This window comes from Arthrobacter sp. zg-Y877 (genome assembly GCF_030373105.1).
Classification (GTDB): Bacteria; Actinomycetota; Actinomycetes; order Actinomycetales; family Micrococcaceae; genus Arthrobacter_B.
Genome location: NZ_JAUCPU010000002.1, coordinates 1 through 13,469, shown reverse-complemented (window position 1 = coordinate 13,469; position 13,469 = coordinate 1). Strand labels below are relative to the sequence as shown.

At 65.7% G+C, this 13,469-nt stretch carries 11 protein-coding genes; 5 read left to right on the top strand and 6 right to left on the bottom strand.

The window, feature by feature from the left end; all coding sequences use genetic code 11:
- Positions 1–93 precede the first annotated feature (93 nt).
- Positions 94–1,689, top strand: coding sequence for a phosphoglycerate dehydrogenase (serA, locus tag QNO03_RS04195; protein WP_289602079.1), 1,596 nt, complete (start codon positions 94–96; stop codon positions 1,687–1,689).
- A 96-nt stretch (positions 1,690–1,785) separates the two neighbouring features.
- On the top strand, positions 1,786–3,345 hold the full coding sequence (metG, locus tag QNO03_RS04190) for a methionine--tRNA ligase (RefSeq protein ID WP_289602077.1): 1,560 nt from the start codon (positions 1,786–1,788) through the stop codon (positions 3,343–3,345).
- Positions 3,346–3,429: 84 nt separating this feature from the next.
- Here the strand turns inward: metG and QNO03_RS04185 are convergent, their stop codons facing one another.
- The 6 genes from QNO03_RS04185 to QNO03_RS04160 form a co-directional block, all read right to left on the bottom strand.
- Positions 3,430–3,927, bottom strand: coding sequence for a hypothetical protein (locus tag QNO03_RS04185; protein WP_229950817.1), 498 nt, complete (start codon positions 3,925–3,927; stop codon positions 3,430–3,432).
- Between the two features lie 111 nt (positions 3,928–4,038).
- Positions 4,039–6,555, bottom strand: a complete 2,517-nt coding sequence (locus QNO03_RS04180) for an ABC transporter permease (RefSeq protein ID WP_289602076.1) — start codon at positions 6,553–6,555, stop codon at positions 4,039–4,041.
- A gap of 2 nt (positions 6,556–6,557) precedes the next feature.
- Positions 6,558–7,328: an ABC transporter ATP-binding protein gene (locus QNO03_RS04175; protein WP_289602074.1), complete on the bottom strand. Its 771-nt coding sequence runs from the start codon at positions 7,326–7,328 to the stop codon at positions 6,558–6,560.
- 68 nt (positions 7,329–7,396) lie between these two features.
- Positions 7,397–7,711, bottom strand: a complete 315-nt coding sequence (locus tag QNO03_RS04170) for an MmcQ/YjbR family DNA-binding protein (protein WP_289602072.1) — start codon at positions 7,709–7,711, stop codon at positions 7,397–7,399.
- Positions 7,712–7,715: 4 nt separating this feature from the next.
- Positions 7,716–8,435 carry a response regulator gene (locus tag QNO03_RS04165; protein ID WP_229950825.1) on the bottom strand — a complete coding sequence of 240 codons (720 nt, stop codon included), beginning with the start codon at positions 8,433–8,435 and terminating at the stop codon, positions 7,716–7,718.
- A gap of 5 nt (positions 8,436–8,440) precedes the next feature.
- Positions 8,441–9,646, bottom strand: coding sequence for a sensor histidine kinase (locus QNO03_RS04160; RefSeq protein WP_289602071.1), 1,206 nt, complete (start codon positions 9,644–9,646; stop codon positions 8,441–8,443).
- Positions 9,647–9,850: 204 nt separating this feature from the next.
- Between QNO03_RS04160 and QNO03_RS04155 the strand changes: the two genes are divergently transcribed.
- The 3 genes from QNO03_RS04155 (at position 9,851) to QNO03_RS04145 (ending at position 12,884) form a co-directional block, all read left to right on the top strand.
- Positions 9,851–10,915, top strand: coding sequence for a 3-isopropylmalate dehydrogenase (locus tag QNO03_RS04155; protein WP_229950830.1), 1,065 nt, complete (start codon positions 9,851–9,853; stop codon positions 10,913–10,915).
- Between the two features lie 61 nt (positions 10,916–10,976).
- Positions 10,977–12,083, top strand: a complete 1,107-nt coding sequence (locus QNO03_RS04150; RefSeq protein WP_289602068.1) for a branched-chain amino acid aminotransferase — start codon at positions 10,977–10,979, stop codon at positions 12,081–12,083.
- A 6-nt stretch (positions 12,084–12,089) separates the two neighbouring features.
- The gene (locus tag QNO03_RS04145; RefSeq protein ID WP_289602066.1) at positions 12,090–12,884 is read left to right on the top strand and encodes an MBL fold metallo-hydrolase; all 795 of its coding nucleotides are present in this window, start codon (positions 12,090–12,092) and stop codon (positions 12,882–12,884) included.
- Positions 12,885–13,469: the final 585 nt, after the last annotated feature.

Below are 13,469 nucleotides of genomic sequence, written 5' to 3'. Positions count from 1 at the left end.
GAGGCCGGACCCGCAACGGGTCCGGCCTCCTGCACGAAAAGCCCCAGTCAACTGTCCTGCGTAAAGAAATAGTCCAGTGTAAAGAGGTCACCGGTGTCTGCCACCAAACCAGTCGTACTCCTTGCGGAGGAACTCTCGCCCGCCACCGTCGAGGCCCTGGGCCCCGATTTCGACATCCGCACGACCGACGGCGCCGACCGCTCCCAGCTCCTGTCCGCAATTGCCGACGTCGACGCCATCCTCGTGCGCTCCGCCACGCAGGTGGATGCCGAGGCGATTGCCGCCGCCAGGAACCTCAAGGTGATTGCCCGGGCCGGCGTGGGTCTGGATAACGTGGACATTAAAGCCGCCACCCAGGCCGGCGTGATGGTGGTCAACGCGCCGACGTCGAACATCATCTCCGCAGCGGAACTGACCGTGGGGCACATCCTGTCCCTGGCCCGGAACATCCCGCAGGCCAGCGCCGCCCTGAAGAACGGCGAATGGAAGCGCTCGAAGTACAGCGGAACGGAACTGTTCGAAAAGAAGATCGGCATCATCGGCCTGGGCCGCATCGGCGCCCTGGTGGCCGCCCGGATGCAGGGCTTCGGTACCGAGATCCTCGCCTACGACCCGTACGTCACCTCGGCCCGCGCCGCACAGCTGAATGTCCGGCTGGTGTCCCTGGACGAGCTGCTCGCGGAGTCGGACTTCGTGACCATCCACATGCCCAAGACCCCGGAAACCCTGGGCATGCTCGGAGCCGACGCCTTCGCGAAGATGAAGGACACCGCCTACGTGGTGAACGTGGCCCGCGGCGGGCTCGTCGACGAAGCCGCCCTGTACGAGGCGCTGCAGGCAGGGACGATTGCCGGCGCCGGCGTCGACGTGTTTGTGAAGGAACCCAGCACCGACCTGCCCTTCTTCGCCCTGGACAACGTGGTGGTCACCCCGCACCTGGGCGCCTCCACCGCCGAAGCCCAGGAAAAGGCCGGCATCTCCGTGGCCAAGTCCGTCCGCCTGGCCCTCGCCGGCGAGCTGGTGCCCGACGCCGTGAACGTAGCCGGCGGCATCATTGCCGAGGATGTCCGTCCCGGCATCCCGCTGATCGAAAAGCTGGGCCGGATCTTTACCGCCCTGGCGCACGACTCCGTGACTGCCATCGACATCGAGGTGGCCGGTGAGATTGCGGCACTGGATGTGAAGGCGCTGGAACTGGCAGCGCTGAAGGGCATCTTCACGGATATTGTGTCCGAGCAGGTCTCCTACGTGAACGCCCCGGTCCTGGCCGAGCAGCGCGGCATCGAGGTGCGGCTGATCACCACGCCCGACGTCGACGACTACCGCAACCTGCTCACCATCCGGGGTGCCCTGTCCGACGGGACACGGCTGGAAGTTGCCGGCACCCTGACCGGTCCGAAGCAGATCCAGAAGCTCGTGGGCGTGAACGGCTACGACCTGGAAATCCCCATCAGCGAACACCTCATTGTGCTGATTTACCAGGACCGTCCCGGCGTCATCGGCGCGCTCGGCCGGGTCCTGGGGGAAAAGGACATCAATATTGCCGGCATGCAGGTGGCCCGCAACTCCGAGGGTGGCCAGGCGCTGTCCCTGCTGACCGTGGACTCCTCCGTGCCGCAGGATGTGCTGGAGGCCCTGAAGCTGGAAATCGGTGCCTCCGTGGCCCGGGAAGTGGACCTGCAGGACTAGCAGCAGGCATCCAGCAGTCCGGCGCCGGTTCCGCCTCCGCGGGGCCGGCGCTGCTGCAGTGCGACACCGGCGGGCAAAACAGGGTAATTTTCTTATGTGACTTCTTCCGATTCCCAGACCCCGTTCTACATCACCACGGCCATCTCCTACCCCAACGGCGAGCCCCACATTGGGCACGCCTACGAGCACATCGCCACCGACGCCATGGCCCGCTTCAAGCGGCTGGACGGCTACGACGTGTTCTTTATGACGGGTACGGACGAGCACGGGCTGAAGATGCAGCAGTCCGCGGATAAGGAAGGCGTGACCGCCAAGGAACTCGCGGACCGCAACTCCGCCGCCTTCAAGCAGATGGAAGCGGACATGGGCACCTCCTATGACCGCTTCATCCGGACCACCGATGCGGACCACTACGCTGCCGCGCAGGCCATCTGGAAGCGGATGGAGGAGAACGGAGACATTTACCTCTCCAAGTACTCCGGCTGGTACTCCGTCCGGGACGAGGCCTACTACAACGAAGACGAAACCGAAGTCCGTGAGGACGGTGTCCGCTACTCCAAGGAGACAGACACCGAGGTGACCTGGACCGAAGAGGAAAGCTACTTCTTCCGGCTCTCGGCCTACCAGGACCGGCTGCTGGCCCTCTACGAGTCGCAACCGGACTTCGCCGCGCCGCGCTCGCGGTTCAATGAAGTCATCAGCTTCGTCAAGGGCGGCCTGGAAGACCTCTCCATTTCCCGCACCACCTTCGACTGGGGTGTCCCGGTGCCGGGCAACCCGGACCACGTGATGTACGTGTGGGTGGATGCGCTGACCAACTACCTCACCGGCGTCGGCTTCCCCGATACCGAAAGCGAATCCTTCAAGAAGTACTGGCCGGCCGATGTGCACGTGATCGGCAAGGACATCTCCCGCTTCCACGCCATCTTCTGGCCCGCGTTCCTGATGTCCGCGAAGCTGGAGCTGCCGAAGCGCATCATGATCCACGGCTTCCTGCACAACAAGGGCGTCAAGATGTCCAAGTCCCTGGGCAACGTGGTGGCACCGAAGGCCTGGGCCGACCAGTACGGGCTGGACTCGGTCCGGTTCTTCCTGCTGCGCGAAGTGCCCTTCGGCGCGGACGGCTCCTACAACCACGACGCCGTCGTCGGCCGGATGAACTCCGACCTCGCCAACAACCTGGGCAACCTGGCCCAGCGTTCCCTGTCCATGGTGGCGAAGAACTGCGGCGCGGCCGTGCCGCAGCCGGGCGCCTTCACCCCCGAGGACACGGCACTGCTGGAAGCTGCCGGGAACCTGCTGCGGATTTCCCGCGAGGCGTACGACGTCCAGGATTTCCACGGCGCCCTGGAAGCCACCTGGAAGGTCCTCGGCGACACCAACGCCTACTTCGCCGACCAGGCACCCTGGGTACTGCGGAAGACAGACGTCGAGCGTATGAACACGGTGCTCTACGTGACCCTGGAGGTCCTGCGGATCGTCGCGATCCTGATCCAGCCGGTGATGCCTCAGAGTGCGGCGAAGCTGCTCACCGTCCTGGGCCAGCCCGACGGCGATGCCCGCCTGTTCGGCGCCATCGGCACTCCGCTGGTGCCGGGAACGGAGCTGCCGGCTCCGGCGCCCATCTTCCCGAAGTACGAAGAACCGGCCGAATAGGGCCACGCCCAACGGATCTCAAAACAAAAACACCCCCGGCGGATTGCCGGGGGTGTTTTTGGATCCTGCGCAGGTGGATTCGGCTCAGCCGAGGAACCGCTGCGCGGCCGTCTGTTCCATCACCCCGGCCACGTCTTCCTGCTGGCGGCGGGCGGTTTCGGCGAGTTCCTGCAGGCGGGCCGTGTTGAACCGGTGGTCCGTGGCGGAAAGCACCAACAGGGTCCGCCACAGGGATTCCTTCATCCGCACCAGCGACTGCAGGGATTCCAGTTCCAGCTGTCCCGTGGCGCCGCCGCCGGTGCTGAGCGGATTCAGCGGACCCAGCTTGCCTGCCGCGGCACCCACCATGGCAGCAGCCGCCTTCACCTTGCTGCGCGAATAGCCCAGCGCATGGATCAGGGATTCCAGCTCGTCGCGTTCATCGGAAATCTCCTCCACGAGCCGCGCGAAGGTCTCCTCATAGGGGGATCCCTCCCAGGTGCGCTGCGCGGCGGTGAAAAGGCGGACGCCCGTCTCTGCTCCGACCAGATGGTCGTCCAGGTAGGCGGCCAGTGATTCGTGTTCCGTCTGGGACTGCTGCATGTGCTCTCCTCACGTCGTCCGGATGCATCTCGTGGTGCCGGCTGAAATCAGCCTGCTTAGTAATTCATCCTGTTCAGTATCCTTGCAGATCGGCGCCCGGACCGCGAGGAGCTAGTCCGCTGCCAGCCCGGCGACGGGGGAGAGCCGGGCCGCGCGGCGTGCCGGAAGCACCGAGGCAGCGAGTCCGGCCAGGAGCGCTACGCCCAGGACAGCGAGCAGCTGCAGCCAGGGCAGCGACGGCGCCACAGTGGTAAATGAACCCAGCGCCGACTGCGCTCCCAGCCAACCGTAGAGCGAGCCCAGGACACTGCCCATCAGGGCCGCGACGCCGGCAATCAGCACAGCTTCCAACGCGAGCATGCCGCGCAGCTGGCCCCGGGTGAGACCGAGGGCGCGCAGCAGGGAGGATTCCCGCGTGCGTTCCAACACGGAGAGGGAGAGGGTGTTGGCCACGCCCACGAGGGCAATCACCACCGCGACTCCCAGCAACCCGGTGACCACCATCAGCAGGACATTGATGACCTGTTCAAAAGCACCCCGCTCAATGGCCGAGCCGGAGACAGCGTAGTCGTCCACGTCCAGGGCTTCCGCCACATCGGTGCGCAGGTCGATCAACGCGTTGGTGGCGAGACCTTCCGCTACGGACAGCCACATCTGCGGCAGCGGCTGGTTAGGGTCGTCGAGTGGCGGTCCGCCGAGGGATTCGGCGGTGGAGGTGCTGATCAGCGGCAGCATGTTGCTGCTTTCGGAGACGACCACATCCAGTTCCACGCTGGAGTCGGCTCCCCGCACCGTGAGGGTTTTGGCGTCAATGCCTTCCGGCATCAGGATGGTGTTCCCCTCCGGCACCAGTGAGGAATCCCGTAGGACCTTCGCCGCATCGGAAGGATCCACAGCGTAGACAGCAAACGGTCCGCCGTGGAGCTGGGCCACGCCGCCAACGGGCAGCAGAACGGCCTCCTGCACGCCGTCCACGGCGAGTGCCGCTTCGACATCTGCGGAGGTGAATGGGGAGGCGGCGTCGGCGGTACCGCCAACCGCCGTCCCGCCGCTGACGGCGATGTCCACCGGGTACTCGGCGGTCAGCACGTCGTCCAGGGAGGTCCGGACGGTTGCAGCGCCGGTCATCATCATGGTGACCAGGGTGACGCCGATCACCAATGCCGCAGAGGTCGCAGAGGTGCGCTGCGGGTTCCGGACGGCGTTGACCGCCGCCAGTTTGCCCGGCACACCCAGTGGTGCGGCAATCCTGCCAACAGTGCGCACCAGGGAGGGGACAAACAAGGTGGCACACATGAGCACACCCACGAAACTGAGTATGCCGCCGGGCAAAGCGATGATGAGGTCCGATCTGACGGCACCGATGCCCAGCAGTGCGCTGCCGACCGCCAGCAGCACCAGTCCAATGCCGAGCCGGACGCGTCCGCGGCGGGTGCCGGCACGGACGTCCTCGGCAGGACGCAGGGCTGCAAGCGGCGCAACGGCCGTTGCGGCCCGGGCCGGAACCAACGACGCCAGCACGGTCAGCAGGATGCCGGTTACCAGCCCGGCAACAACCGAGAGTGGGGAGACGGACAGCGTCGCGAAACCGCTGTCGGGCAGGGTCCGCAGGTACGCGATGGTCCCTCCAACCAGCCCGACGGCGGCCAGCACCCCGGCGGCGGACGCAACGATTCCAATGATCAGCGCCTCCACGATGACCGAACGCCGGATCTGGGACCGGGCCGCACCGATGCACCGCAGCAACGCCAGCTCGCGGGTGCGCTGGGCCACCAGTACCGAGAAGGTATTGGAGACCACCAATGCGCACACCAACAGCGCCACGGCGGCGAAGGCCATGAGGATAGTGGTGAGGATATTGTTCCCGCCGGTGAAGGAAGCGACCATGTCATCGGTCTGCTCCTGTGGGGTGCGGACGTCGATGCCCGCTAGACCGCTGAGGTCTTCCTGCAGGGCTGTGCGGACATCCTCGACGGCGGCGCCGTCGGCCACTGCCACCTGGATGCTCCTCAAACCCGCCTCTGGTTCGGCAAATCTGGCAACCGTAGCGCCGGTGGAGTACAGCTGCGGGGTTCCCCGGACCTGGGGATCGTCGGAAGTGGAGACCAGCGCCCTCACGGTGAGCTGGGCTGTCGCCGGCGCGGCATCGGCCAGGCTCGCTGTGATGCCCAGCACCGATCCCTCCATCAGGTCATAACGCTCGGCGGTGTCCCGGTCCACGGCTACCTCGGAGTCGGAGGCGGGGAGCGTTCCCTGCAGCACCTCCACGGGGAAAAGTTCCGCGGAGTCTGAGGTGTTGCCCAGTTGGGCGAACACGGAGCCCCGGTCCTGGCTGAACGTGACGAAGGACTGCTGGGCGGCATAGATCTCATCCACACCGGGGGTGTCCCGGACCAGGACGGCGGTGTCCTCATCGAGCACGGCGGCGTCATCGACGTACATGTCGCGGGTGATGAGCAGGTCGGCGTTCCGGTACGCCCCGCCGACGCTCTGCGTCAGTGAGGCCTTGGATGAGGAATTGATAATGAGGGTGGCGGTGAGGAAGCCGACGGCGATCAGCACCGCCAGGGAAACGGCGATGAACCGCCGGGCATTCAGGCGCACCTGCGCCAGGGCTACCTGCAGCATGCTTATGCCCCCAGCTTGGTGAGGGCGGCGAGCACGGACTCGGGGGTCGGCTGCGTCAGTTCCCCAACGAGTTCGCCGTCGTTCATCAGCACCACCCGGTCCGCGTAGGAAGCGGCCACGGGGTCATGCGTGACCATGATGATGCTCTGGCCGAACTCCTTGGTGGAGCGGCGCAGGAGCGAGAGGACCTCTGCACCGGACTTGGAGTCCAGGTTGCCGGTGGGTTCGTCGCCGAAGAGGACATGCGGCCGGGTCAGCAGGGCGCGGGCAACGGCCACGCGCTGCTGCTGTCCGCCGGAAAGTTCGTGCGGGCGGTGCCGCAGCCGGTCCCGCAGCCCGAGGGTCTCCGTTATGAAGTCCAGCCATTCACGGTCCACAGTGCCATTGGCCAGGGCCACCGGCAGGGTAATGTTCTGCTCCGCGGTCAGCGTGGGCACGAGGTTGAAGGCCTGGAACACGAAGCCGATGCTGTCGCGGCGCAGGCGGGTGAGGTCGGCGTCGTTCAAACCGGTGATTTCCGTACCGCCGATCCAAATGCGCCCCGAGTCGGCGGTGTCGAGGCCCGCGAGGCAGTGCATCAACGTGGACTTGCCGGAGCCGGAGGCGCCCATGATGGCGGTGAACGTACCGGTTTCGAAGCTGACGTCCACGTCCTTCAGTGCGTGGACGCGGGTGTCCCCGGTTCCGTACGTCTTATTCAGGAGCTGGGCTGCTGCGGCGAGACGCGGTTTTCCGGAGCCGGACGCAGGGGAATGCTGTGCAAGTGATGTCATACCGCCAGCGTATGGACCAGCCGGGTGCCCTCACATCGGAGGGCAGGTGGGTCCTGTTCCTCCGTGTCTCATACCGTGGGTGGAAGGGGGCCGGCCAGCCGGTAGGACTCGCGGAGCAGCTCGGACAGTTCATCCGGGGGCAGACGCTCCAGCCGGGCCAGCAGGAGCAACGGGGACCGGTCGTGATGCGGCGTCCAATAGAACACGTCCGGCGATATCGCTGCCAGCGCCTCGCGTTCGGCGCTCTTCACGGTCAGGACATCTTCCTCCCACATCCGCGCCATCAGGGTACGGGCGAACCAGGCCGGCTGCTTCCAGCTGAGGCGCTCGTTCACGCCGGGGAGGGAGAGACAGATGGAGCGAACGTCGTCGACCGTGGACATGTCCCTAGGGTGCGACAATTCCCGTCTCGTAGGCAATAACCACTGCCTGTACCCGGTCCCGCGCCTCAAGCTTGGCCAGGATGTGTCCCACATGGGTTTTTACCGTGGCCTCGGACAGGTACAGTTTTGCGGCAATTTCCGGGTTGGACAGGCCTTGGGCAATCAGGGTGAAGACCTCGTGTTCGCGCGGGGTCAGGGAAGCGACGGCGGCGGCATGCCGGCTGCCGGGAGCGCCGGCCGTGCGCAGCAGGGGAGCGACGTGGTCCAGCAGGCGGCGCGTGGTGGACGGAGCGATGACCGCGTCCCCGCGGTAGACCGTCCGAATGGCCTCGAGGAGTTCCTCGGGCGGGGCGTCCTTGAGCAGGAAACCGCTGGCTCCGGCCTGGATGGCGGAGAGCGCGTATTCGTCCAGGTCGAAGGTGGTCAGGACCACGACCTTCGGTCCGGCGCTGCTGGCTCCTCCGTCCAGCATCCGGGATGTGGCCTCGATGCCGTCCATGCCGGGCATCCGCACGTCCATGAGCACGACGTCGGCGGATACCGCCGCCAGCGCGGCGAGGGCCTCGCGTCCGTTACCGGCCTCGGCAACAACCGTGAGGTCCGGCTGGGAATTGATCAGCATCCGGAAACCTCCGCGCACCAGCTGCTGGTCATCCACCAGGAGTACCCGGATGGGTTCCGTGGGTGAGGGGTCGGACGCTGCCGTCCAGGGGGAATCCGGCACTGTGCCTAGGCCTCCGTGTAGGGGATGAATGCTTCAACGCGGAATCCTCCGCCGGCCGCAGGGGCGGCCTTCAACGTTCCATCGTAGAGCGAGAGCCGTTCGTCCATGCCCTTGATGCCCTGCCCCTCGCCGTCGTCGTGCAGGGCTGACGCCGCGCCCAGGCCGTTATCGAGGACACCGAGTTTCAGTCCCGCTGGAGTCCATTGCAGGGTGACCTCGGCGCTCGCCTCCGGTCCCGCATGCTTGAGTACGTTGGTCAGGGATTCCTGTACCACCCGGTAAGCGGTCAGCTCGGCACCGGGCGGCAGGGGGCGGCGGGGTGTTCCCGTGATGCTGAGCGCGGTTTCCAGGCCGCTGCGCTTGACCGTCCCCAGCAGTTCCTCGACGTCGGCCAGGGAGGGGAGGGGGCGGGTCGAGGCGGCCTCGTCGCCGCGGAGCACCCCGAGCAGGCGGCGCATCTCCCGCAGGGAACCGCGGCCCGTTTCCGCAATGACGCCCAGCGTCTTCGGCGCGACGGCCGGGTCCTCCGCGCTCGCATACCGGGCGCCGTCGGCCTGGGTGATGATCACGGAGAGTGAGTGCGCCACGATGTCGTGCATCTCGCGGGCAATGTGGCTGCGTTCATCGGCCGCGGCGAGTTCACGTTCCTGTTGGCGCTCAACCTCCAGCCTGCGTGCCCGGTCCTGCAGTGCCTGCAGGGCGAGGCGGCGGGTGCGGGTCAGGTCGCCGAACATCCAGGCCACCAGCAGCCCTGCTTCCAGGGCGACCCAGACAGGCGCGTCCTGTTCCAGCGCGGTCTTCAGCTGATATCCGGTCTCCATGAACGGTATAACCGAGTACTGCACGATAAAGAGGACCCCGCCGACCGAAGCGAGGATGAGGCCGCCCACGCTGGCCCAGCGCGGGGCAAAGGCGGCCAGGGAGTACACAGCGACCAACGCGAAGAAGTCGGCCGGCAGGGCGGTGACGGGTACGAGGAACAGCTGGAGGATGCAGGCGGCAGCCTGGATGGCGGCACCGGCCACCGGACGGCGCCGCCGCCACGCCAGCGCCATGCAGATCGCCGCGGACAGGACGAACTCGACAAACTGACCTCCCCTCATCAGCAGGAAGGGCAAGGCGAAGATCAGCGTGGCAGCCACGGCCAGCCAGAAATCCACTTTCCCGGGGTTCGCCTGGATCCAGGCATAGAATCTTCGATGCACGAGCATGGATACCAACTGTAGGGGGCCGAAGGCTGGCTCCGCGTCATACTGCGGGGTGAACTCCAGCTGCCCCGGGTGGCAACTGTCCCCGGGTGCCTGGTGCGTCCCCGGGTGTCCACCATGCGGCCCGCGTGTCCACCGTGGTCCCCGGGTGTCCACCATGCGGCCCGCGTTGCCCGGCTGGCGGTCCGGCTCCCTAGGATGGGCAGCATGAGCGATGAAACACCCCGGACCATTTCCCTGGCCGTCATCCCCGGAGACGGAATCGGCCCTGAAGTTACCGCGGAAGCCGTGAAGGTGCTGCTGGCGGTCACCAGCGGCAGCCCAGTCACCGTTGACCTGACTGAGTATCCGCTGGGGGCGGAGCACTGGCTCCGCACCGGGGAGACCCTTCCGGAACAGACCCTGGAAGCCCTCAAGGGGCATGACGCCATTCTGTTCGGCGCTGTGGGGGCAGCACCGGGTGACACGCTCGTCCCCTCCGGGCTGATCGAACGCGACCTGCTGCTGAAGCTGCGGTTCAGCCTGGACCACTACGTCAACCTGCGTCCGTCCCGGCTGTACCCCGGGGTGGACAGTCCCCTCGCGGCACCCGGAGACGTGGATTTCATTGTGGTCCGGGAAGGCACCGAGGGGCCATACGCCGGGAACGGGGGAGTGCTGCGCGAGGGCACCCCGCAGGAAATTGCCACCGAGGTATCGCTGAACACCGCCTACGGTGTGGAACGCGTGGTCCGCGATGCCTTCCACCGTGCCGCAGCCCGGCCACGCCGGCACGTGACCCTGGTCCACAAACACAACGTCCTGGTGAACGCCGGCCGGCTGTGGAAGCGCACCGTGGAAAAAGTGGCGCAGGAGTTCCCCGACGTGACCCATGACTACCTGCACGTGGACGCCGCCACCATCTTTATGGTGAGCGATCCGTCACGCTTCGACGTGATTGTCACTGACAACTTGTTTGGTGACATCATCACCGACCTCGCGGCCGCGATCACCGGCGGGATCGGCCTCGCCGCCTCCGGGAACATCAACATGGACCGCACCTACCCCTCCATGTTCGAGCCGGTCCACGGGTCCGCACCCGATATTGCGGGGCAGCAAAAGGCCGATCCGACGGCAGCCATCCTTTCCGCCGCGCTCCTGCTGCAGCACCTGGGCTTCAGCGAAGAAGCCGGCCGCGTGGAACGGGCAGTGGAAAAGGACCTTGCAGGCCGGGACGGAAACCGGCGTTCCACTGCAGAGGTGGGCAATGCCATCGCCGCCGCGGTGTCATAAGCTCGTGGGTAGCCAATAAGTAGTCATAGAACGGTTTTTTGCCGTTCACAGTGGAGGAATCATGACCGTCAGCGCACTGGAATTTTCCCAGGAGCTTTCCACCAGTCCCAAGTCCGCCGTCGAGCGGGCCGCCATCCTGGCGAATCCCGGTTTCGGCGACTACTTCACCGACCACACCGCCGTCATTGACTGGAAGGCGGGGGAGTCGGGGGAGCAGGAATGGCAGAACGCCCGCATCGAGCCCTACGGCCCCATTTCGATTGACCCGGCCGCCGGCGTACTGCACTACGGCCAGGAGATTTTCGAGGGACTGAAGGTCTACCGCCACGCGGATGGATCGGTGGTGAGTTTCCGTCCGGAAGCCAACGCCGCACGGCTGAACCTTTCCGCCCGCCGGCTTGCCCTGCCGGAGCTGCCCGAGGAACTGTTCCTGGAGTCCATCCGCCAGCTGGTGGCCCTGGACAAGGACTGGATTCCGGACGGAGAAGGTGCTGCCCTGTACCTGCGCCCATTCATGATTGCCACTGAACCGTTCCTCGGTGTGCGTCCCGCCCGCGAGGTCTCCTACCGCGTCATTGCTTCCCCGGCCGGAAACTACTTCGGCGGGGAACTGAAACCGGTCTCCATCTGGCTCTCCACCAAGTACGCCCGTGCAGGCCGCGGCGGCACCGGTGAAGCCAAATGCGGCGGCAACTACGCGGCGTCGCTGATTGCCCAGATGGAAGGCGAAGCGAACGGCTGCAAGCAGGTCCTGTTCCTGGACGAGTTCAATGACAACGCCGTTGAAGAGCTGGGCGGCATGAATGTGTTCTTCGTCTTCAAGGACGGACGCCTGGTGACTCCCGCCCTGTCCGGCACCATCCTGCACGGCATCACCCGCTCGTCGGTGCTGCAGCTGGGCCGCGACCGGGGCATGGACGTCCAGGAACGCAAGATCACCCTGGACGAATGGCGCGAAGGCATTGCTTCCGGCGATATCACGGAGGTCTTCGCCTGCGGCACGGCTGCCGTCATCACTCCGATCGGCCAGCTCAAGTCCGACGACGAGGTGATTGGCTCTGCCGATGCCAAGCCGGGCGAAGTGACCATGTCCATCCGCGAGCAGCTGCTCGGTATCCAGACCGGCACCGTGGAGGATACCCACGGCTGGCTGACCCGCCTGGCCTAGGTGCCCATGTCCACCACATACCTTCCGGACTCCGGACTTGTCCGCAGCAGCGACCTGACCCGTGTACGCCTCGCGCCGAACCCGGGACCGATGTCGCTGGACGGGACCAACAGCTACGTTGTGGCTGCTCCCGGTTCCGGAAGCACAGTGGTGGTGGACCCGGGTCCGCAGGATGAGGGGCACCTGCGGGCCCTGGCGGAAGCCGGCACGGTCGAGCTGGTGCTTATTACCCACCGGCACGCCGACCACACGGAGGCAAGCCGGCGCTTCGCCGAACTGACCGGTGCTCCCGTGCGGGCATTCGATCCCGCCTTCTGTGTGGCAGGAAGCCCGTTGACGGCGGATGAAGAGATTTCCGCTGCCGGCGTGGACATCCGGGTGCTGGCAGCTCCGGGCCACACTTCGGATTCGGTCTGCTTTTGGCTTCCCGACGACGGCGCCAACGGCTCCGTCCTGACGGGGGACACCATTCTGGGACGGGGCACCACAGTGCTGGACTTCCCGGACGGAACCCTCGACGATTACCTGCGGACGTTGGATATGCTCTCCGGACTTGGGCCGGCAGTGGTGCTGCCCGGGCACGGACCGGTCCAGCCGGATCTCAGTTCACTCGTCCTGACCTACCGCGACCACCGTGAAGAGCGCCTGGAGCAGATCCGGTCTGCCTTGCATGAGGCCGGATCGGACGCCGGGGCAGGAGTCATAGCCGATCTGGTCTACTCAGATGTGCCGGCGAATGTCCGCCGGGCCGCGGAACTGTCGGTGGCCGCGCAGCTGGCCTATCTCCGCGGCGAAGGTTAACCCGGACATCGGAGCAGCCGGCACCGGGCCGGACAGTGACGAGGACAACCCTCCAGGGGCTTGCATCGAGCACACGGGGGAGTCCTAAAATAGAGCTATCGGCCGCCGGACCGGGACTACTCAAAGGGCCCCGGAGGCTGTGCGGCGGATCACCCCGATCCGGTTTGCAAGGACCGGAGCCGGTGTGTAAAGTTGCATGAGTCGCCGCGGCCGGGACGCTGGAAAAGCGCCCGAGCATGGCGGCTAAACCCCATCACAAAACAGAGTCCAACCAGTGCGCCCTTCACGGGGACGGTGGAAAAGACTCCGGTGAGTGCTGGGTCCGGAACGGCGGAAACGCTTTTCACGGTGGTCCGGATCACGGATACCGCGAATTGCGGAAAACGCCGGAATGGAATAAGATATATAAACATTGCAGCGAAGAAGAAAAGGAAAACATTGGTTTTCCCGAGTATTTTCGGATTGCGTCTGTTGTTTGAGAACTCAATAGTGTGCCAAGTTTATTGATACCAATTTATTTATATTGATTGGTTGAACAGGCCGTTTCCGCCCACCCCGTGGGTATGGGACGGTTTTTTTAGCCGG